The organism is Pantoea sp. Ft-CA_14 (assembly GCF_024520875.1).
In the GTDB taxonomy this organism is placed as follows: domain Bacteria; phylum Pseudomonadota; class Gammaproteobacteria; order Enterobacterales; family Enterobacteriaceae; genus Pantoea; species Pantoea agglomerans.
Genome location: NZ_JALNPM010000004.1, coordinates 271,342 through 291,140, shown reverse-complemented (window position 1 = coordinate 291,140; position 19,799 = coordinate 271,342). Strand labels below are relative to the sequence as shown.

Here is a 19,799-nt window from a genome sequence, read left to right as displayed (position 1 = left end):
GAGACGTTTGCTGTTGTGAATCAATTTTACCGCAAAAAAAGAAGCTTAGCCGTGAAGCCATTCATTAGTTATAAATGGAGCGGAAAAGGGTGCCGCAATTGTCCTGTTAAATGATCTTCATCTCTTCTGGTAAGAACAAATCTCAGCGTTAAGTCTAAAAAGCGCGGTAGCATTGGGGTTTAGCGGTTCTCCGTGCCTGACGGATAATGGTATACGCTGCGACTGATATCTAATAAGCGGCAGCTGCGACGGGTGCCAATGTCAAAGGTGGCCTGCAGGAAATCCACAGCCTGACGTTTTTCATTAGTGGTAAAGAAGTGCTTCAGAACACTCTGCAGCATCTCTTTGTCCGAGTTGAGCGTCTGCAGTTCACGCGTGATGTTCTGCAGTTTTTCTTCCAGCTCTTTGATTTTTCTGCCTTCTTCCGAAGACAACCCAGAAAACTTCTTCTTCCAGCTGTAGAACGTGGCTTCAGAGATGCCTAACTCTTCACAAATCTCTCTGACTTTCACGCCCGATTCAGAAGCTTTAATGGCATTTGTGATTTGATCTTCGCTGTATCGTGACTTTCTCATAAATGCTCTTACCTTTCTTATCGATTAATGGATGAGAATGACTTTAATAATTTCTGGCACTGTAAGATTCTATTAAGGCAGTATTAAAGTGCGCGAATTGAATTGCGAAGCCTAAATTAAGATATTTAGAATAAATATCATCATGGGATAAATCTTATTTTATTCTTATCCGGTGGGCGTGCCTTCCTGGAGGGGGATTTTTGTTATAAATTCATCGCATCCAAAATACGAAAAAATTCTACGTACATTGGATATTTAGCCTGACCGACTTGATTAATATGGCGGGAAGGGCTCTTAAAGGTTGTTTTATTTTCAGCCTGAAATCGTTTCCATCTGAAGTGATTCGCGCCATTTATAATAAGAATTATCCTGAATTAACACTCAGGATCATGATTTACATCTCAATTTTCGGACCAGCTTGGTCTGAAGTCTTACATTTTCGCCAGGCCCACTGAGCGCTTATTAATTCGTTACAGGGATGTTGTACCGAAGCGGTTGTAGTTGAGTAATACTAAGGAAGAGTCGATGAAATTGAGCGTAATGTCTAATGCCGCCTGGATGATGTCTGAGAAGATCATCTCCGTTTTTGGCGTCATTTTTGTGACGTCTTACGTGGCGAAATCCTTTGGCCCAACGGTGTTTGGCCAGATGGCGTTTTCTACTTCACTATTTGCGATGGTGCAAACCGTTGCAATCTTTGGCACCGAAACCATTCTGTTTAAACGCGTCAGCAAAAATGCGTCAAAAGGCCTGCGCCTGATGACCATCGCCCGTACGATGAGAATGGTGCTGTTGCTGGTCACTTCGGTGCCAGTCTTAATCTGGGTCTGGTACAACATGCAGGAAAATTTCCTGGCGTTTGCACTGGCCTCATTTGTTGCCTCGGTTTTTGTCACCCAGGACACCTTCAGCGTTTATAACAACGCGCGTCTTGCCTCGCGTCTTAACACCATCGCCAACGCCGTGGGCATGCTGCTGAGTTTCGGCATCAGCTTCACCGTCGCCTGGCTGCGTCTTAATCCGCTCTGGCTGACGCTGTCGATTGTCGCAGTGACTCTGGTGCCTTATCTGATTAAGCGTCACAACTTCTATCAGGACCATCAGGATCAGATGCCACCGCGCGAAAAGCGCACGGCCTATCTGCGTTATCTGATGTATGCCGGTCTGCCACTGGCGATCTCCAGCATCTTTATCTCTGTGCAGGTAAAAGCGGCGCAGATGTTCCTGGCAGGCACGGCACCCGCGCGCGACCTCGGGCTGTTTGCGGCGGCGAATACCATTTCCGCCTCATGGATTTTTATCCCGGTGGCGCTCATTACCTCCTGCTTCACTGAAATCTTCAGGGAGCGCGGCGAGGTCGCCATTAAGCTGGCTGCGCGGCTCAATGGCTATGTTATGGCGGTTTCATTGCTGATGCTGCTGATCATTTCGCTTTATGGCGAGCGGATCATCATTGCGTTGTACGGCCCGGAATTCACACAGTCAGGAAGTCTCATTACGTTGCTGTCGATAGCGACCAGCTTTTCGGCAATGGGGACCGTAGCGTATCGCTACATGGTCAAAGAGGGAGGATTTAACTACTTGCTGAGGAAAATCATCTGCCTGATGGTCATCAGTTTGCCGCTCTCCTGGTGGTTGATCCAGGGTCACGGCATCATGGGGGCCGCGTGGAGCGTTTTCCTTTCAGAACTTTTGTCCCTGACCGTAATGAATTACTTCTTTAAAAACGGCGTCATTCAAAAGATTCAGGTTTCCTCACTCAACTACAAAACATACAAATGAGGTCAGATATGCTCAAGTTGAAAGAAGAACTCAGAAGAAGTGTGCAGTATTTTATTAAGAAGATGCCCTGGGCTTATCAGGACCGCATCTACTACTTCCATAAGTTCAGAAAGCTGCCCAATCTGCGTCAGCCAAAAGTGTTCAACGAGAAGGTGTTGTACCGTAAGTTTATCTTCGGCGATTACCAGAGCTATGGTCGTCTGTCAGATAAGTACTCGGTGCGCGAATTCATTGCTGAAAAAATCGGTAATGAATACCTGATCCCGCTGGTACACGAAACCACTGACCCGACCACGCTGAACAGCTTACCCTGCTGGAAGGGGACGGTGATCAAGCCGAACCACGCCTCCAACATGGTAGAGATTCTGCTGGAGGAGCCAGACGCACTGCGCAAGCAGCAGATCATTCATGACTGCTATCGCTGGCTGAAGACCGACTTCGCCAACGAAGCGCGTGAGATTCACTATCGCTACATCAAGCCACGTATCCTGGTTGAGAAGTACATTGGTGATGGCAAAAGCGCGCCCATTGATTACAAGTTTCATATGTTCAACAAGCGTGATGGCAAGTTCGAATATGTGCTGCAGGTGATCTACAACCGCTGCCAGCCGCTGCTGTCGATGAATTTCTACGTGAATAACCTCAATGAGGCCTATCACAAGATTCGCGATACCGGTCTGGATGTCTCACCGATTATGCCGTCACTGGAACATGCGCTCGAACTGAGCAAGAAGCTGGCCAGTGATTTCGACTACGTGCGTGTGGACTGGTATATCCATGACGAGCGGATCTACTTTGGCGAACTGACCTTCACCCCAGGTGCAGGACTGGTCACCGGATTAGATCGTGGTTTAAATCAGATGATGGGAGATATGTGGATTCAGGACCGCCGCGGAACGCAGAGCCCGGGCGTTACAGTGCAGGATGTTAATATCCCTGCCATGTTGAAGAAAATTTAAGCACACACAGCAATATAAAAAACCCCGCTAAGCGGGGTTTTTTATGCGCAAAAATCAGGGCATCGGCCAGTCAGCAGGCGCCTGGCTCATCACATCGATAAAGGCATGCTTTGAGATTTCCAGAAAGTTATGCACGTTATCCATGCTCAGGGTAATGCCCATCAGACCGGTAACAAACCAGCAGGTCATGCCTAAACCAATCCCGCCACACATAAATGCCATCACGTGACGGCTATCCTGACGAAGTTTGGTTTTCAGGGTGCTGGCAAAAAACATCATGATTGCGCTCAGCAATTCCCAACGCATAACAAGTAAACTGGCGGTTAACGTAGCCATCGGCCGGACCTCAATATCAGTAAGTATTCCTGACAATCTGCGGACATCACCGGCGGCGGAAAAGTGTGTCAGGGGGTGCTTTTTCGCCGTCAACCCAGGTTCAAAGTGTGACTTGGGTCACATTATATCACCCGATTTTAAATTTTGAACAAAATTTGACTCTGGTATGGTAGCGGCGTGAGGGAATAGTGAGCAGTAGAAGAAGAACGGCGGGGAAATCAGTCAGATGCGCCCGGGCGGGCGCATCTGAAGGGTCAACGAACCGGACAGCACTCGCCGGTCGTGCGCTGGGTGAAGCTACTGATACCGTCATTGCAGCCAAAACTCAGCAGGCGAGGGCGCTGAATCGCCTGGCGGCGCATGGTGTGGCGGTAAGCGGTAGGCGTCTGTGAAAACTGACGACGAAACACACGGGAGAAGGTCTGCTGCGAGTCATAGCCATACTGCATCGCGATATCAAAAACCGGCCGCTGTGTCTGTGACAGCGCTTCCGCTGCCAGCGTCAGACGGCGCTCGCGAATATAGCCACCCAGCGTCTGTTTCGTTACCGAACGGAACATACGCTGCAGATGCCATTTCGAATAGCCCGATTTTGCGGCAACCTCATCGATCGACAGGCTCTTATCCAGGTTCTGGTCAATCCAGTGCGTCAGGGAATGAATGATCTCTTCTTGCATCATGGTCTCATCCTTCTGGTGCTTAATAAGCGGTAATGGGAGTTTAGTGGTTTTGATGGAGAGCGAGTATAATTCCTCAAGTTAACTTGAGGTAAAGAGCCTGATGAAAAAAGAACGCAACTATCCGAAACCGGTCTTAACACCGGGTGAAGTGGCGCGCCGCAGCGGTGTGGCGGTTTCGGCGCTGCACTTTTATGAGACAAAAGGACTTATTTTCAGCACCCGCAACAGCGGCAATCAGCGGCGATACAGCCGTGACGTGCTGCGACGCGTCGCGATTATCAAGATTGCGCAGCGTATCGGCATTCCGCTGGCAACAGTCAGTGACAGCCTGGATGACATTCCGCCTGACAAGCGCATGTCGACACCGGAGTGGGATGCGCTGACGCAGCACTGGCGCGAAGAGCTGGATAAGCGCATTGAAACCCTGACCCGCCTGCGTAATGACCTGGATGGCTGTATCGGCTGCGGCTGTTTGTCGATGCGCGACTGCCCGCTGCGCAATCCCGGCGACCGGCTGGGTCAGCAGGGCTCGGGTGCGGTGCTGCTTGACCCGGAACAGGATGATAAACATCCGGATGTGGAGTGACGTCTATACTTGGTGAAGGTCAAAACACAGGGAATCATGATGATCACCGTTCACCATCTTGAGAAATCGCGCTCGCATCGGGTGCTGTGGCTGCTGGAAGAGCTGGAAGTGCCGTACCAGATTAAACGCTATCAACGCGAACCGACCATGCTGGCCCCGGAGGCGCTGAAAAAAGTGCATCCACTGGGAAAATCACCGGTGATTACCGACGGGAACCAGGTAGTGGCAGAGTCAGGTGCCATTCTCGAATACCTTGAAGAGAAATATGATCACGAGTTCCGGCTCAAAGTGAGTGATGAGGCATCACGACTGCAGTGCCGCTACTGGCTGCACTATGCCGAAGGCTCGCTGATGCCGCTGCTGGTGATGAAGCTGATCTTCGGTCAAATGGGTAAAGCACCGGTGCCGTGGCTGCTGCGTCCGGTCGGGGCGGCATTCGGTAAAGGCGTGCAGAAGGCGTTCCTGGATAAACAGCTTAAGCCACACATGCAGATGATCGAACAGCATCTGGCTGCAAATCCCTGGTTCGCCGGTCAGCGCTTCAGTATCGCTGATATCCAGATGAGCTTTCCGCTGCTGGCGCTTGCGCGACGTGCCGGACTGGAGCAGATGCCCGCCAGCCAGAAATGGCTGCAGACTGTGCAACAGCGTGCCGCCTGGCAGCGCGCGATCGATCAGGGCGGCGAGCTTTCGCTGCCAGGTTAATTCCCCTCTTCCACTGGCGGGTCGTGTCTCATCACTGCTGCGCCGGTGCGCATCCCCCTGAAAATCGCGTTAACTTCAGGGCGTCAGCGTTTGACGTCGGCCTGGGCCACGTGGCTGCTGGCCACTTAAGCCTGATCTTTATGCTGAAGAATCTCCCTCTGACAGTTGAAAATGTGCCGCTAAACGCCGGATAATCGCATGCCTTTTTATCTGGCCGCTTCTGGCGGCCAACTATCTGCGGCAAGGTAAACGTTTGCCTGTCGGATAAAACCCGACAGTGACACCGTCTACCCGCTTATTCCAGGGACAGCGATGGTCGCAGAGCGATCCACACAACAAAAATTTTTGAGGCTCAACTATGTCAACTGAATCACGCCCGGCCAGTGGAAAACTGGACGCCTGGTTCTCGATCTCGGCGCGCGGCAGCAGCGTGCGCCAGGAAATTCTGGCCGGACTTACCACCTTCCTGGCGATGGTCTACTCCGTCATCGTGGTGCCGGGGATGCTGGGCAAGGCCGGTTTTCCCCCCACTGCCGTGTTTGTCGCCACCTGCCTGGTTGCCAGCTTTGGTTCCATCATCATGGGACTGTGGGCCAATCTGCCGATGGCAATTGGCTGTGCAATCTCCTTAACCGCCTTTACCGCTTTCAGCCTCGTGCTGGGCCAGCACATCAGCGTGCCGGTTGCGCTGGGCGCGGTGTTCCTGATGGGCCTGCTGTTTACCCTGATCTCAGTGACCGGCATTCGTGCCTGGATCCTGCGTAATCTGCCGATGGGCGTGGCGCACGGCACTGGCGTCGGAATTGGCCTGTTTTTGCTGCTGATTGCGGCTGACGGTGTAGGCCTGGTAGTGAAAAACCCGGCACCGGGCCTGCCGGTGGCGCTGGGGCACTTCACCACTTTTCCGGTAATGATGACGCTGCTGGGACTGGCAGCAATTATTGGACTGGAGAAGCGCCGGATGCCCGGCGGTATTCTCATGACAATTATCGCCATTTCGCTGTTGGGGCTGATTTTCGATCCGGCGGTGAGCTACAAAGGATTGTTTGCGCTGCCGAGCCTGCGTGATGCCAGCGGTGAGTCGCTGCTGTTCAGCCTCGACATTATGGGCGCGATGCAGCCGGTCGTGCTGCCAAGCGTGCTGGCACTGGTGATGACGGCGGTCTTTGACGCGACCGGCACCATTCGCGCGGTCGCGGGTCAGGCAAATCTGCTGGATAAACAGGGCCAGATTATCAATGGTGGCCGTGCGCTGACTAGCGACTCCGTCAGCAGCCTGTTCGCGGGTCTGGTGGGCGCGTCACCGGCTGCGGTTTATATCGAATCGGCGGCAGGAACGGCGGCGGGGGGTAAAACCGGTCTTACCGCGATTGTGGTCGGCCTGCTGTTCCTTGCCATTCTGTTTATGTCACCGCTGGCGTATCTGGTGCCGGCTTACGCCACCGCGCCTGCATTAATGTATGTGGGTCTGCTGATGCTCAGTAATGTGGCGAAAGTCGACTTTAATGATTTTGTCGATGCGATGTCGGGCCTGTTAACGGCGGTGATTATCGTGCTCACCTGTAACATCGTCACGGGCATTATGATCGGTTTCGCCAGCCTGGTCGTGGGGCGTCTCTTCGCGGGGGAATGGCGCAAGCTCAACGTCGGCACCGTCATTATTGCTATCGCGCTGGTGGCGTTTTACGCCGGTGGCTGGGCGATCTGACTGTACAACCGGGCGTGCGGCTGCACGTCCGGAATTTTCCACTATTTTCCCGCCCGGCGCACGCGTAGCTGACAATCTTCACCGCAGTTTGTTTTACACTTTAGCGCTTAACCAATGATTGAAAGAAACGACGCCTAAGGAAAGCATGGAAATCTTTTTTACAATTCTCATCATGACGCTGGTCGTGTCGCTCTCTGGCGTTGCGGCTCGTATCCTCCCTTTTCAGATCCCGTTGCCGCTGGTTCAGATCGCCGTGGGTGCGATGCTGGCCTGGCCAACTTTTGGTCTGCATGTCGACTTTGACCCGGAGCTGTTTCTGGTGCTCTTTATTCCGCCGCTGCTGTTCGCGGATGGCTGGAAGACGCCGATCAGTGAGTTCCTGCATCATGGTCGCGAGATAATTGGCTTAGCACTGGCGCTGGTCCTGATTACCGTGATCGGCATCGGCTATCTGATCTACTGGCTGGTACCAGGTATCCCGCTGATCCCTGCCTTTGCGCTGGCGGCGGTGCTGTCACCGACCGATGCCGTGGCGCTCTCAGGCATTGTCGGTGAAGGCCGTATTCCCAAGAAGATTATGTCGATCGTGCAGGGCGAAGCCCTGATGAATGACGCTTCGGGCCTGGTATCGCTGAAATTTGCCGTGGCAGTCGCCATGGGTACCATGGTGTTTACCTGGGGTGGTGCCAGCGTTGAGTTCCTGAAAGTGGCGGTGGGTGGTCTGATTGCGGGTGTCGCGATCTGCTGGCTCTACGGTAAGTCACTGCGCCTGCTCAGCCGCTGGAGCGGTGACGATCCGGCTACCCAGACCGTACTGCTGCTGCTGCTGCCGTTCGCTTCTTACCTGATTGCTGAACATCTGGGTGTCTCAGGCATCCTGGCGGCCGTGGCGGCCGGTATGACCATCACCCGTTCCGGTATTATTCGTCAGGCACCGCTGGCGATGCGCCTGCGTGCCAACAGCGTCTGGCAGATGCTGGAATTCGTCTTTAACGGCATGGTCTTCCTGATGCTGGGCCTGCAGTTGCCGGATATTCTGCAGACCTCTGTCGATCAGGCGCAGGCCGATCCGAACGTCGAGCTCTGGATGCTGTTTGCCGATATCGGGCTGGTCTATGCCGCGCTGATGATCGTGCGTTTTGGCTGGCTGTGGATTATGCAGCGCTTCAGCAAACGCCTGCTGAAGAAGAAGCCGCTGGAGTTCTCCAACTACTCGTTGCGTGAACTGCTGATCGCCTCCTTTGCGGGTGTGCGCGGCGCGATTACCCTGGCCGGTGTCCTGTCGATTCCGCTGTTCCTGACCAGCGGCGAGCCTTTCCCGGCGCGTTATGAACTGGTCTTTATCGCCACCGGCGTGATTCTCTTCTCGCTGTTGGTAGGGGTAGTGATTCTGCCGATTCTGCTGCGCGGCATTGATACTATTGATAAAGGCGCACACCGTCGCGAGTTGCAGAATGCGCGTGCGGTAATGGCAGGTGCAGCCATTGAGAGCCTGCACAAGATGGAAGAGCGGCTGGAGAATGAGTCGGAAGAGAACATCGATCCGGAGCTGCTTAAAGAGGTGAGTCTGCGGGTGATTGGCAACTTACGTCGTCGCGCTGAAGGGAAGAATGACCTTGAACACGCGCTGTTCGCCGAGAACCTGGAGCGTCGCTTCCGCCTGACCGGACTGCGTGCCGAACGTGCTGAGGTCTATCATCTGCGCGCCACCCAGCAAATCTCCAATGAGACGATGCAGAAGTTACTGCACGACCTGGATCTGCTGGAAGCGCTGCTGATCGAAAAAGAGGAGTAAGTCCTGACTGGCACGCCTGCGCGTTAATGCGGCGTGCCAGCCTTTCACACCGACAGGCGCGGCGGCTCATCCGGCCAATGCTCGCGACAACAGGCTATCCACGCCTGCGCACTGCGCGACAGATAACTCCCTTCCCGCCAGATCAATCCCAGACTCCACTTCAGCTCCGATTCCAGCGGCAGCCACAGCAGCGACTGCTTATCCAGCCGCTGACAGATCGGCTCCGGCAGAATCGCCAGCCCCATCTCCGCCTGCACCATCGCCGCCAGAAAATCCCACTGTCCGCTGCGAACCGCCACCGTTGGCGTCAGGTTGAGCCGCTGAAATGCCTGCATCAGCTGACGATTCAGCGAGAACTCCTCATTAAAAATCAGTAGTGGATGCTCTGCCAGTTCTGCCAGTCCAATCTGCTGGCGGCTGAGCCACTCCGGGCGACGCGGCAGCAGTACGCAGAGCGGATGATGCATCAGGGGCAGGGTGTTCAGCGGCAGCTCGGCATCGACCGGTAGCGCGGTCAGGGCGATATCCAGACTGCCCGCCAGCACCGCCTGCTGGACGGTCAGACCGCCGAATTCAGAGATTTTCAGCTTCACACCGGGATAGCGGCGGCGAAACGCGGAAATCGAACCGGCGATCTGCATACCGACCATCGGCGGAATACCCAGTCGCAGCTCACCGGTTTTGAGCTGGTTGATGTCACCAATCTCCGCTTCCAGCTGATGAAACTCCTGCAGGATCGCCAGGCCGCGCTGATAGACCGCCTGGCCGCTGTCGGTGAGGTGCAGACGACGACCATCGCGCAGGATCAGCGTGCAGCCCAGCTCCTCCTCCAGCTGGCGCAGCATTTTGCTGATGGTCGGTTGTGTCACAAACAGCTTCTGCGCCGCACGGGTAAAGCTTTGCTGGCGTACGACTTCAGTAAAGTAACGCAGGGCGCGGACATCCATAACTATTCCTTTCAGGCATGATTTCGATAATTTTAATTCATTTTTTTCACCTTCTGTTGACGATTTATACTGGTGACATCAATTTAATCGGGGAGACAAGGTGATGGCGTTAGCGCTCACTTTACGCAGCAACCGCGCAGTGCAATGGCTCAGCCTGCCGCTCCAGCTGGGTTTCTATATCGTCCTGTTTATCGCCTGCGACCGGCTGGTAAGCTGGCTGCATCTGCCGCTGCCCGCCAATATCGTCGGGATGCTGCTGCTGCTGGCGTTAATCGTGACGCGGATTGTGCCGCTGAACTGGGTGAAAGCCGGATCACGCTGGCTGCTGGCCGAGATGCTGCTGTTCTTTATTCCGGCGGTGGTGGCGGTGGTGAACTATGGCGATCTGCTGCGGGTTGATGGCTGGCGCATCTGTGTGGTGATCGGCGTCAGTACGCTGCTGGTGCTGGCCTCGACTGCCTGGGTGGTGGACCGGCTTTATCAGTATGAAGTCGCGCGTGCCGCGCGTAAGCAGGATCCGCATGCGTGATTTTCTGCTCAGCCTGCTGTGTGTAGCCGTTACGCTGCTGGTTTATGCACTGAATAAACGGCTTTACCGCCGCTGGCGGACGCTGCTGCTGATGCCACTGGTGATGACGCCGCTGGTGCTGGTGGCATTGCTGCTGTTGACGCATATCAGCTGGCAGGATTACATCGCCGAAAACCACTGGCTGCTCTGGCTGCTGGGGCCAGCGACGCTGGCGTTTGCGGTGCCGGTCTATGAGAACGTGGAGATTATTAAGCGCCACTGGCTGTCGCTGAGCGCGGGCGTAGTGACCGCGACGCTGGTCGCCGTCTGCAGTTCCGTCTGGCTGGCGCGACTGTTAACCCTGCCAGAGTCGATTCAGCGCAGCCTGGCCGTGCGCTCTATCACCACGCCGTTTGCGCTGGCTGCGGCGGGTCCGATTGGCGGGCAGCCCGATCTGGTGGCGCTGTTCGTGGTAATTACAGGCGTGTTTGGCATGGCAATCGGCGACGTGCTGTTTCTGCGGCTCGCCATTAAGCAGGGCGTGGCGAAAGGCGCGGGATTCGGTGCGGCGTCACACGGTGCCGGCACGGCACGCGCCTATCAGATTGGCGAGCAGGAGGGCGTGGTCGCCAGCCTGGTGATGATGCTCTCTGGCGTGGTGACCGTGGTGCTGGCCCCGCTGATTGGGCACCTGATGTGGACAATATAGGCTACACTCCGTCGCACAGACGCTGGTCTGCGCTGAGACACGTATTTTTACGTAAAGTTTTCCAGATTTTGTTGTCTCCCCATTTCAGGCTGTTAACCTTGCGGCCGAATTAATTGTCCTTTCACGGAGTGGAATCATGTTTAAGCAACTTGTTGCCGGGAGCGCCCTCGGGCTGGTTTTAATGAGCGGTGCCGCTCAGGCGATTGAAGGCAGTGTTGATGTCAGCGAACACAACACCAACCTGAATGTGGGTCTGGGCACCACAACACCCGGTCTGTTTCTGAAAGGTAACTGGCTGCGTAGCGATCATGACGGCAGCACCTACGGTGCCGGTCTGGGTTACAACGTTGATTTCGGGCCGCTGCGTCTGGCGCCGACCGCAAAAGCGATCTTCACCCATCCTGAAGATGGAAAAGATGGATTTGCGGTGGCGCTGGGTGGTGCAGCACACTACAGCTTCAACAGCATGTGGGGCCTGTATGGCGAATATTATTACGCGCCAGAGTCTTTCACCGATCAGCTCGACAGCTATCAGGAAGCCGGTGGCGGCCTGAGCTTCACGCCGGTTTCACTGCTTAACCTGCGTGTGGGTTATCAGTACATCGAACTGAACAACAAAGATGGACGCAAAGATAACGTGCTGGTCGATGGCCCGTACGTGGGTGCATCGCTGCGCTTCTGATTCTGCTGCGCAAAAGAAGAGGGCGACTACTTCGGTAGCCGCCCTTTTTTATTGCCTGCTCGTTATGAACGAAAAGCCACGATCAGTGCGCTTTGCCCTGTTCGATGCCGGTGCCGGTCTGCGAGCGGATAAACTGTGCACGGAAGCGTGAACGTTCTTCTGCGCCCTGCTGCGAATGGTCGGTAATGGAGAAGAGCCAGATGCCCACGAAGGCCACCGCCATGGAGAACAGCGCCGGATACTCATAGGGGAAAATCGCCTTCGCGTTGCCCAGCACCTGTACCCACACCGTCGGGCCGAGGATCATCAGGATGACGGCGGTCAGCAGACCGAGCCAGCCGCCTACCATCGCGCCGCGCGTTGTGAGTTTTGACCAGTACATCGACAGCAGGATGATCGGGAAGTTACAGCTGGCCGCAATCGAGAAGGCCAGCCCGACCATAAAGGCGATGTTCTGTTTCTCAAACAGAATACCCAGCGCAATCGCCACCACGCCCAGCGCCAGCACGGTAATTTTTGAAACCCGCAGCTCATCTCTCTCGCTCGCCTGACCTTTACGATACACGCTGGCGTAGAGGTCGTGAGACACCGCCGACGCACCTGCCAGGGTTAAGCCTGCGACAACGGCCAGAATCGTGGCGAAGGCAACCGCAGAGATAAAGCCCAGGAAGGTGCTGCCGCCCACGGCGTTCGCCAGATGCACCGCCGCCATATTGGTGCCGCCAATCAGCGCGCCGCTGGCATCTTTAAAGGCCGGATTAGCGCCCACCAGCAGGATGGCACCGAAGCCGATAATAAAGGTCAGGAAGTAGAAGTAACCCATAAAGCCGGTGGCCCAGAAGACGCTTTTACGTGCCTCTTTAGCATCCGCTACGGTGAAGAAGCGCATCAGGATATGCGGTAATCCGGCTGTACCAAACATCAGCCCCAGCCCCAGCGACAGCGCCGAGATAGGATCTTTAACCAGTCCGCCAGGCTGCATAATCGCGATGCCTTTTGGATGGACCGCCATCGCTTCGGTGAACAGCGTATTAAAACTGAAACCGGTCGCCTTCATTACCATGACCGCCATGAAGGTGGCACCAAACAGCAGCAGCACGGCTTTGATGATCTGCACCCAGGTGGTGGCCAGCATGCCGCCAAACAGCACATACATCACCATCAGAATGCCGACCAGGACTACCGCAACATGGTAGTTAAGGCCAAACAGCAGCTGGATCAGTTTACCGGCCCCGACCATCTGCGCGATCAGGTAGAGCGCCACGACCACCAGCGAGCCGCAGGCTGACAGCGTGCGGATCGGCATCTGCTTCAGACGATATGAGGCGACATCGGCAAACGTGTAGCGACCCAGGTTGCGCAGTCGCTCGGCGATTAAAAACAGAATCATCGGCCAGCCAACCAGGAAGCCGAGCGAGTAGATCAGCCCGTCATAACCGGAGGTGTAAACCAGCGCCGAAATGCCCAGGAACGAGGCGGCCGACATGAAGTCACCCGCCATCGCCAGGCCATTCTGGAAGCCAGTGATATTGCCGCCCGCGGTGTAGTAGTCATTACGTGATCGGGTGCGCTTTGAGGCCCAGTAAGTAATTCCCAGCGTGGCCCCGACGAAAATCGTAAACATGATGATCGCCTGGTAGTTGGTCGCCTGGCGCTGCACGGCACCGGTTATCGCATCGGCAGCCAGCGCTGAAAACGGCAGCATTAAGGCCAGCAGCCATAAGGTGAGACGAGTCATGATTTCACCTCGCTGAGGATCGCTTTCGTTAAACGGTCAAACTCACCGTTGGCACGCCAGACATAGACGCCGGTCAGCACAAACGACATCACAATCAGCCCGACCCCAATCGGGATACCGCGCGTGACGTTGGTGCCGGCATGCAGCGGCGTACCGAGCCAGCCGGGGGCAAACGCGATCAGCAGGATAAAGCCGACATAGAGCACCAGCATGATCAGCGACAGCAGCATCGCGAACGCCTGGCGCTTACGGATTAATTCATGAAAAAGGGGATTACGCTCAATCTGTTGATTGATGGCATCCTGATTCGAAAGGGCGTCATTCATCACATTTTCTCCAGAGGGCTTGCAGGCGAGAACCTCGCGACAGGGCGCGGATTCAGCTGGTTATAATATTTGTGACTACCGAAACAGACTGCGTAGGGCGGGTGTGGCGGGAAGCGATCTTCCCGCCGGACAGCGTGCGCTTAAGGCATTTTGATCGACTGTTTCTCCTCAAGCAGTTTTTCTACTACGCCAGGATCGGCGAGCGTAGAAGTATCACCAAGATTACTGGTATCCCCGGTGGCAATTTTGCGCAGAATACGCCGCATGATTTTGCCGGAGCGGGTTTTCGGCAGTGAGTCGGTCCAGTGCAGTACATCCGGTGTGGCTATCGGGCCAATCTCTTTACGGACCCACTGGCGCACTTCGGTGTACAACTCCGGCGACGGCTCTTCGCCATGATTCAGCGTGATATAGGCATAAATCGCCTGGCCTTTGATGCTGTGCGGAATCCCCACTACCGCCGCTTCGGCAATTTTAGGGTGCGAGACCAGCGCCGATTCAATTTCGGCGGTGCCGAGTCGGTGACCGGAAACATTGAGTACGTCATCGACGCGTCCGGTGATCCAGTAGTAGCCATCTTCATCACGACGGGCACCATCACCACTGAAGTAGACATTTTTAAAGGTAGAGAAGTAAGTCTGCTCGAAACGGTCGTGATCGCCATAGAGGGTACGTGCCTGACCCGGCCACGACTCGGTGATCACCAGATTGCCTTCACAGGCGCCTTCCTGTGGCTGGCCTTCGTTATCCACCAGCGCGGGCTGCACGCCAAAGAACGGTCGGGTGGCGGAACCCGCTTTCAGCTCGGTCGCACCCGGCAGCGGCGTGATCATGAAGCCGCCGGTTTCGGTCTGCCACCAGGTATCAACAATCGGGCAGCGGCTGTTGCCGATTTTCTTGTAGTACCACTCCCAGGCTTCCGGGTTAATTGGCTCACCGACCGATCCCATAATGCGCAGGCTGCTGCGGTCGGTGCCGGCAATCGCCTTATCACCTTCCGCCATCAGCGCACGGATGGCAGTGGGCGCGGTGTAGAGCAGCGTGACTTTATGTTTATCGACCACTTCCGCCATACGGCTCGGCGTTGGCCAGTTTGGCACCCCTTCAAACATCAGTGTGGTGGCGCCACAGGCCAGCGGGCCATAAACCAGATAGCTGTGGCCCGTCACCCAGCCAACATCGGCGGTGCACCAGTAGATATCATCCTGATGGTAATCAAAGACGAACTTAAAGGTGGTCGCGGCATAGACCAGATACCCGCCGGTGGAGTGCAACACGCCTTTGGGTTTGCCGGTTGAACCGGAGGTATAAAGGATAAACAGCGGATCTTCCGCGCCGACTTCTGCGGCAGCATGGTTGGTGCTCGCGTTCAGCATCAGGTCGTGCCACCACTGATCGCGGCCTTCAACCCAGCCCACATCTTTACCAGTGCGCTGGAACACCACCACGTTTTTCACGCTGGTGACATTAGGATTTTTTAACGCGTCATCGACATTTTTCTTCAGCGGAATGCTGCGACCGGCGCGGATCCCTTCATCGGCCGTGATTACCAGCGAGGCGCTGGAATCGACGATGCGGCCCGCGACCGCCTCCGGTGAGAAACCGCCAAAGATCACCGAGTGAACGGCACCGATACGCGCACAGGCCAGCATCGCTACTGCGGCTTCCGGCACCATCGGCATATAGATCGCCACCACGTCGCCTTTTTTCACTTCCAGCAGTTCCAGCACGTTGGCGAAGCGACAGACTTCTGCATGCAGCTGGCGGAAAGTCAGGGTTTTGCTTTCGCTGGCGTCGTCGCCCTCCCAGATAATCGCCGGGTGATCGCCGCGCGTGGCTAAATGACGGTCAAGGCAGTTTGACGCCAGGTTGAGCGTGCCATCTTCGTACCAGCGAATGTTAATGTTACCTGGTGCAAACGAGCAATTTTTCACTTTGCTGTAAGGCTTGATCCAGTCAAGGATTTTGCCCTGTTCGCCCCAGAAACTGTCTGGATCGTCGACAGATTGCTGATACATCGCCTGATACTGTTCTGCAGTAATCAGGGTGTTTGCTGCAATATTCTCTGGAACGGGATGTTTGTGTATTTGGCTCATGGCGGATCTCCTTGAAGATGTTAATGATATGTCAATCAATGGTTAATTAAAGCCTGCGCCAAAGCTTTGTTTCTTTTTTGCGCCACAGATCACGTGATACACATCCCCCAAGAAGCGTTAAGCCATTATGATCTATCAGGTTAACGCTCTGGCGGCGCTGGAGAAGTCAGGCATCGCTTTTACGCTTTCATCCTGAATAAAAAGCGAGCAAACGCGCCGGATCAGTTTTTAATCGTTTCTGCATAGCTATGCGTAAATTCATCGAAGTAATACTTTTCATAACAGCAGGTTAGGGTTTTTCATCTCCGGCAGCACTTTATGCTGCTTAGATGGTGAACTTTTAATCGGATCCGCCAGGGGTTGCATTTACCACAGTGAAAATGGTACTTATCTCGCCCCTGTTCTGCAGGTATCAACTCAGACCGCGTCTGAAAATGGGTATGGGAATCATCAGATTTTCATACGAGGCGCTGTTTCAAGACACCCTCTAATTTACCGGGCTTTTTGCTCACTCCCTGTGTGTATTGTCTTCTGCACCTTCGCAGTAGAGAGAAACGGGTTTTGACTGAGGAAATTACACGTTATGAAAGGTTTTAAAATCAGCCTGGCCTGGCAGATTCTGACAGCCCTGGTGCTTGGCATCGTTGTGGGTGCTGTGTTGCATAATCAGCCAGACAATCGTGAATGGTTAGTCACCAACATTCTCAGCCCGGCAGGCGATATCTTTATTCATCTTATCAAGATGATTGTGGTACCGATTGTGATTTCATCCCTGATTGTCGGCATCGCTGGCGTGGGTGATGCAAAGAAGCTGGGACGCATCGGCGTCAAAACGATTCTCTACTTTGAAGTGATCACCACCATTGCCATTGTGGTCGGTATTACGCTGGCCAACGTATTTCAACCCGGCACCGGCATTGATATGTCAACGCTGGCAACGGTGGACATCTCTAAATATGAAGCGACAACGGCAGAGGTACAGGGCGGTCCGCACAGCCTGGTGACCACCATTCTGTCGCTGATCCCGCAGAATATTTTCGCCTCAATGGCGAAGGGCGACATGCTGCCGATTATCTTTTTCTCGGTGCTGTTTGGCTTAGGCCTGTCGTCACTGCCGTCAGAACAGCGCGATCCGCTGGTGAACCTGTTCCGTGGCATTTCTGAAGCGATGTTTAAAGTGACGCACATGATCATGCGCTATGCCCCGGTGGGTGTGTTTGCGCTGATTGCGGTGACGATTGCTAACTTCGGCTTTGCCTCGCTCTGGCCGCTGGCTAAGCTGGTGCTGCTGGTTTATGCGGCGATTCTGTTCTTCGCCTTTGTGGTGCTGGGCGGGGTGGCGCGCTTCTGTAAGCTGCGGATTACCACGCTGATGCGTATCCTGAAGGATGAGCTGATTCTCTCTTACTCTACTTCCAGCTCGGAAACGGTGCTGCCGCGCATCATGGAGAAGATGGAAGCCTACGGTGCGCCGAAAGCGATCACCAGCTTCGTGGTGCCGACCGGTTACTCGTTTAATCTGGATGGTTCAACGCTTTATCAGAGTATCGCGGCGATCTTTATTGCGCAGCTGTATGGCATTGATCTGTCGCTGACCGACGAGATTGTGCTGGTAATAACGCTGATGGTGACCTCGAAAGGTATCGCTGGCGTGCCAGGCGTCTCCTTCGTGGTGCTGCTGGCCACACTGGGCAGCGTCGGCATTCCTCTGGAAGGTCTGGCGTTTATCGCCGGTGTTGACCGCATCATGGATATGGCGCGTACCGCGCTGAACGTGGTTGGTAATGCGCTGGCGGTGCTGGTGATTGCCCGCTGGGAAAACCAGTTCGACGTCGAAAAGGCGAAAGAGTATGAGCTGGAGCTGCGGACACAGACCGCAAGCTGAACAGGCATTAACGTAAGAATGGGCTCAACGAAAGTTGGGCCTTTTTTTATGAGATTTTTCATGGCAGATATACAGGTTGACCGAAAATTAAATAGTTATAATTTTATAACTAAAACCATGTTTATACGACAGGGATATTGTGATTATGATTGATTATGGTTATATTTCGTTGCGGTGAGTTGACTGTGTTCTTTGACAACATGGAGTGTTGACGGATGCCAGAAATTAACTGGACGAAGAAGGCATTAAAACAGCTTTATGGGCTGCCTCAGAAAGAGGGCAACGCTATTGAAGATGCTGTAGAGGCGCTGGCTAAATGGCCGGATATTCCCCATCTGAAAGTCGAAAAGCTGACTGATGATAAACAGAAGCGAATGAAGCTGGTAGTAGGTCACTACCGCGTACTCTGGAAGATAGAGAAAGGTCAGCCAGTAGTGATAGATATACTTGAAGTCGTAAGAAGAACATCGACCACGTACAAAAAGCGCTAGCAGTGTGGCAGGAGCAATGTGCGTCATCAATAAGTTCTGTGCAGCCGGGTTTAGCGTTCCGCTGCACAGGCAGACGATCAGACAGTGTTGCCTGCCGTACCAGTAAGGAGTGATTACCCATGAATGCTATACAGTTTCTGACGGACGAGCGCGGGAACCGCACTGGTGCTGTCATCCCTATAGAGCTGTTTAATAAGCTCATGGCTGAACGTCATTTAGATGATGTGTTTGAGTCTGTCCCTTATGAAGTGGGTCCAGACGATGATGAAACGATTCCTCACGATGTAATGAAAATCAGCCGACGGCAATCTGTTCCTTTGCATGTTGCCTGGCGTTTGCATCGTCACCTGTCACAGGAAGAGGTGGCGAATAAACTGGGCATCACGCAGGCTGGCGTGTCGAAGTTAGAGTCGAGAAAAAAACCTCAAAAACAAACGCTTGAGAAGCTGGCTGCTTTATATGACTGCAGAACGTCACAACTTTATATTGATTAAATGGATGCGCGTTTAACCTGCGATTGGTGGGTTTTAATTGTCTTTTGGATGAGTGACATAGGATGGGAGGCGAGGTCTTTGCAGGGAAAACAGTGCTCCGTTCAGTCGGATACCAGCAGTGACTGCGTAAAGTCGTCGAAAACCCATCCCTGGGGCCTCGGCCGCCGGTTCACTCACCTCATCCATGAGGCTCGCCCGCAAGCGGGCCAACGCTTTGCATTGTTCAAAAACGCTCCCGACGTTTTTGAGCAATGCGGCGGACGCTTAACTCCGTCAATGCTGGTATCCGCCTTCTCATCCACCTCGGGTACAGATTGTCAGAAGGACAAAAACCAGGAAAGGACATCTTACTCCAGCAGGCCTTTTTCAACGTTTATGTCCGACTCAAGCCTCTTTTCAAGCAGCCATAAAAAAGCCTGAGGGAAGAAAAGGTTCACCTGAAGAGTAAAGCGTCCCACGCAAGGGACGGCGTGGGCCGAGCGTCATGGATGACGAATGCGTCTTTACGATCAGGTGAACCTTTTCTGACCGGCACCGGTCTCCCAGCGATTGTACTCACATGCACCGCACCCAAGCCGGAATGCGCATCGATTAAGCATGTCTCAATACTCGATTGCGCTTCCTCGCCGAGCAGGCGAATCTTTTCTGACCGGCACCGGTCTCCCAGCGATTGCGCTCACATGCACCGCACCCAAGCCGGAATGCGGAGCGATTAAGCTCCCAATGCCCAATATCACTCACCCAACCTGATCCCCCGCAACATGACTCACCCCACATCCATCGAAAAAAGATCTCAC

19 protein-coding genes are annotated in these 19,799 nt (G+C 54.3%); 12 read left to right on the top strand and 7 right to left on the bottom strand.

Translation table 11 applies throughout. The features are described 5' to 3' along the window. Positions 1-179 precede the first annotated feature (179 nt). Positions 180-575: a transposase gene (locus tag NR195_RS09200; protein ID WP_003855733.1), complete on the bottom strand. Its 396-nt coding sequence runs from the start codon at positions 573-575 to the stop codon at positions 180-182. 525 nt (positions 576-1,100) lie between these two features. Between NR195_RS09200 and NR195_RS09195 the strand changes: the two genes are divergently transcribed. Together NR195_RS09195 and NR195_RS09190 are read left to right on the top strand one after the other, a co-directional pair. Continuing rightward, on the top strand, positions 1,101-2,357 hold the full coding sequence (locus NR195_RS09195) for an oligosaccharide flippase family protein (RefSeq protein WP_010252170.1): 1,257 nt from the start codon (positions 1,101-1,103) through the stop codon (positions 2,355-2,357). Positions 2,358-2,365: 8 nt separating this feature from the next. Then, positions 2,366-3,316: an ATP-grasp fold amidoligase family protein gene (locus NR195_RS09190; RefSeq protein ID WP_010252168.1), complete on the top strand. Its 951-nt coding sequence runs from the start codon at positions 2,366-2,368 to the stop codon at positions 3,314-3,316. Positions 3,317-3,370: 54 nt separating this feature from the next. Here the strand turns inward: NR195_RS09190 and NR195_RS09185 are convergent, their stop codons facing one another. Together NR195_RS09185 and soxS are read right to left on the bottom strand one after the other, a co-directional pair. Beyond that, positions 3,371-3,652: a YjcB family protein gene (locus NR195_RS09185; protein WP_010252166.1), complete on the bottom strand. Its 282-nt coding sequence runs from the start codon at positions 3,650-3,652 to the stop codon at positions 3,371-3,373. Between the two features lie 254 nt (positions 3,653-3,906). Then, the gene (gene soxS / locus NR195_RS09180; RefSeq protein WP_010252163.1) at positions 3,907-4,332 is read right to left on the bottom strand and encodes a superoxide response transcriptional regulator SoxS; all 426 of its coding nucleotides are present in this window, start codon (positions 4,330-4,332) and stop codon (positions 3,907-3,909) included. Positions 4,333-4,432: 100 nt separating this feature from the next. Between soxS and soxR the strand changes: the two genes are divergently transcribed. From soxR to NR195_RS09160, 4 genes are all read left to right on the top strand, one after another. Further along, positions 4,433-4,918 carry a redox-sensitive transcriptional activator SoxR gene (gene soxR, locus NR195_RS09175; protein WP_256844436.1) on the top strand — a complete coding sequence of 162 codons (486 nt, stop codon included), beginning with the start codon at positions 4,433-4,435 and terminating at the stop codon, positions 4,916-4,918. Positions 4,919-4,957: 39 nt separating this feature from the next. Next, a complete protein-coding gene (locus NR195_RS09170) occupies positions 4,958-5,623 on the top strand; it encodes a glutathione S-transferase family protein (protein ID WP_010252159.1) in 666 nt (221 codons plus the stop codon). 358 nt (positions 5,624-5,981) lie between these two features. Further along, positions 5,982-7,331: an NCS2 family permease gene (locus NR195_RS09165; RefSeq protein ID WP_022625223.1), complete on the top strand. Its 1,350-nt coding sequence runs from the start codon at positions 5,982-5,984 to the stop codon at positions 7,329-7,331. Between the two features lie 145 nt (positions 7,332-7,476). Beyond that, positions 7,477-9,126 (top strand): Na+/H+ antiporter, encoded by a 1,650-nt coding sequence (locus NR195_RS09160; RefSeq protein ID WP_256844435.1) that lies wholly within the window; start codon positions 7,477-7,479, stop codon positions 9,124-9,126. A 44-nt stretch (positions 9,127-9,170) separates the two neighbouring features. Here the strand turns inward: NR195_RS09160 and NR195_RS09155 are convergent, their stop codons facing one another. Continuing rightward, positions 9,171-10,073, bottom strand: a complete 903-nt coding sequence (locus tag NR195_RS09155) for a LysR family transcriptional regulator (protein WP_010252153.1) — start codon at positions 10,071-10,073, stop codon at positions 9,171-9,173. Between the two features lie 103 nt (positions 10,074-10,176). Between NR195_RS09155 and NR195_RS09150 the strand changes: the two genes are divergently transcribed. The 3 genes from NR195_RS09150 to NR195_RS09140 all read left to right on the top strand — a co-directional run bounded on the left by NR195_RS09150 (position 10,177) and on the right by NR195_RS09140 (position 11,972). Continuing rightward, positions 10,177-10,602, top strand: a complete 426-nt coding sequence (locus tag NR195_RS09150) for a CidA/LrgA family protein (protein WP_061901852.1) — start codon at positions 10,177-10,179, stop codon at positions 10,600-10,602. Beyond that, complete coding sequence (locus NR195_RS09145; RefSeq protein ID WP_010252149.1) at positions 10,595-11,290, top strand: LrgB family protein; 696 nt, start codon at positions 10,595-10,597, stop codon at positions 11,288-11,290. The genes NR195_RS09150 and NR195_RS09145 overlap by 8 nt, the downstream gene beginning before the upstream one ends. A gap of 136 nt (positions 11,291-11,426) precedes the next feature. After that, entirely contained in the window at positions 11,427-11,972 is a 546-nt protein-coding gene (locus NR195_RS09140) for a YfaZ family outer membrane protein (protein WP_010252147.1), read from the top strand. An 82-nt stretch (positions 11,973-12,054) separates the two neighbouring features. Here NR195_RS09140 and NR195_RS09135 read toward each other — a convergent pair whose 3' ends face one another. The 3 genes from NR195_RS09135 to acs all read right to left on the bottom strand — a co-directional run bounded on the left by NR195_RS09135 (position 12,055) and on the right by acs (position 16,132). Further along, positions 12,055-13,710 carry a cation acetate symporter gene (locus NR195_RS09135; RefSeq protein WP_033769450.1) on the bottom strand — a complete coding sequence of 552 codons (1,656 nt, stop codon included), beginning with the start codon at positions 13,708-13,710 and terminating at the stop codon, positions 12,055-12,057. Then, positions 13,707-14,036 carry a DUF485 domain-containing protein gene (locus NR195_RS09130; protein ID WP_256844434.1) on the bottom strand — a complete coding sequence of 110 codons (330 nt, stop codon included), beginning with the start codon at positions 14,034-14,036 and terminating at the stop codon, positions 13,707-13,709. Before NR195_RS09130 ends, NR195_RS09135 begins: the two co-directional genes overlap by 4 nt. A gap of 140 nt (positions 14,037-14,176) precedes the next feature. Beyond that, a complete protein-coding gene (gene acs / locus NR195_RS09125) occupies positions 14,177-16,132 on the bottom strand; it encodes an acetate--CoA ligase (protein ID WP_250488979.1) in 1,956 nt (651 codons plus the stop codon). Positions 16,133-16,715: 583 nt separating this feature from the next. Here acs and gltP point away from each other — a divergent pair. The 3 genes from gltP (at position 16,716) to NR195_RS09110 (ending at position 19,002) form a co-directional block, all read left to right on the top strand. Further along, the gene (gene gltP, locus NR195_RS09120; protein ID WP_010252141.1) at positions 16,716-18,017 is read left to right on the top strand and encodes a glutamate/aspartate:proton symporter GltP; all 1,302 of its coding nucleotides are present in this window, start codon (positions 16,716-16,718) and stop codon (positions 18,015-18,017) included. 215 nt (positions 18,018-18,232) lie between these two features. After that, the gene (locus NR195_RS09115; protein ID WP_010252139.1) at positions 18,233-18,508 is read left to right on the top strand and encodes a type II toxin-antitoxin system RelE/ParE family toxin; all 276 of its coding nucleotides are present in this window, start codon (positions 18,233-18,235) and stop codon (positions 18,506-18,508) included. Between the two features lie 119 nt (positions 18,509-18,627). After that, the gene (locus NR195_RS09110; protein WP_033770844.1) at positions 18,628-19,002 is read left to right on the top strand and encodes a helix-turn-helix domain-containing protein; all 375 of its coding nucleotides are present in this window, start codon (positions 18,628-18,630) and stop codon (positions 19,000-19,002) included. Positions 19,003-19,799 lie beyond the last annotated feature (797 nt).

Coding starts and splice junctions, on each gene's coding strand:
- NR195_RS09115 (WP_010252139.1), top strand. CDS start 18,233: ATGCCAGAAATTAACTGGACGAAGAAGGCATTAAAACAGCTTTATGGG.
- NR195_RS09185 (WP_010252166.1), bottom strand. CDS start 3,652: ATGGCTACGTTAACCGCCAGTTTACTTGTTATGCGTTGGGAATTGCTG.
- NR195_RS09150 (WP_061901852.1), top strand. CDS start 10,177: ATGGCGTTAGCGCTCACTTTACGCAGCAACCGCGCAGTGCAATGGCTC.
- NR195_RS09135 (WP_033769450.1), bottom strand. CDS start 13,710: ATGACTCGTCTCACCTTATGGCTGCTGGCCTTAATGCTGCCGTTTTCA.
- NR195_RS09170 (WP_010252159.1), top strand. CDS start 4,958: ATGATCACCGTTCACCATCTTGAGAAATCGCGCTCGCATCGGGTGCTG.
- NR195_RS09155 (WP_010252153.1), bottom strand. CDS start 10,073: ATGGATGTCCGCGCCCTGCGTTACTTTACTGAAGTCGTACGCCAGCAA.
- gltP (WP_010252141.1), top strand. CDS start 16,716: ATGAAAGGTTTTAAAATCAGCCTGGCCTGGCAGATTCTGACAGCCCTG.
- NR195_RS09190 (WP_010252168.1), top strand. CDS start 2,366: ATGCTCAAGTTGAAAGAAGAACTCAGAAGAAGTGTGCAGTATTTTATT.
- soxS (WP_010252163.1), bottom strand. CDS start 4,332: ATGATGCAAGAAGAGATCATTCATTCCCTGACGCACTGGATTGACCAG.
- NR195_RS09110 (WP_033770844.1), top strand. CDS start 18,628: ATGAATGCTATACAGTTTCTGACGGACGAGCGCGGGAACCGCACTGGT.
- NR195_RS09130 (WP_256844434.1), bottom strand. CDS start 14,036: ATGAATGACGCCCTTTCGAATCAGGATGCCATCAATCAACAGATTGAG.
- NR195_RS09145 (WP_010252149.1), top strand. CDS start 10,595: ATGCGTGATTTTCTGCTCAGCCTGCTGTGTGTAGCCGTTACGCTGCTG.
- soxR (WP_256844436.1), top strand. CDS start 4,433: ATGAAAAAAGAACGCAACTATCCGAAACCGGTCTTAACACCGGGTGAA.
- NR195_RS09200 (WP_003855733.1), bottom strand. CDS start 575: ATGAGAAAGTCACGATACAGCGAAGATCAAATCACAAATGCCATTAAA.
- acs (WP_250488979.1), bottom strand. CDS start 16,132: ATGAGCCAAATACACAAACATCCCGTTCCAGAGAATATTGCAGCAAAC.
- NR195_RS09165 (WP_022625223.1), top strand. CDS start 5,982: ATGTCAACTGAATCACGCCCGGCCAGTGGAAAACTGGACGCCTGGTTC.
- NR195_RS09140 (WP_010252147.1), top strand. CDS start 11,427: ATGTTTAAGCAACTTGTTGCCGGGAGCGCCCTCGGGCTGGTTTTAATG.
- NR195_RS09195 (WP_010252170.1), top strand. CDS start 1,101: ATGAAATTGAGCGTAATGTCTAATGCCGCCTGGATGATGTCTGAGAAG.
- NR195_RS09160 (WP_256844435.1), top strand. CDS start 7,477: ATGGAAATCTTTTTTACAATTCTCATCATGACGCTGGTCGTGTCGCTC.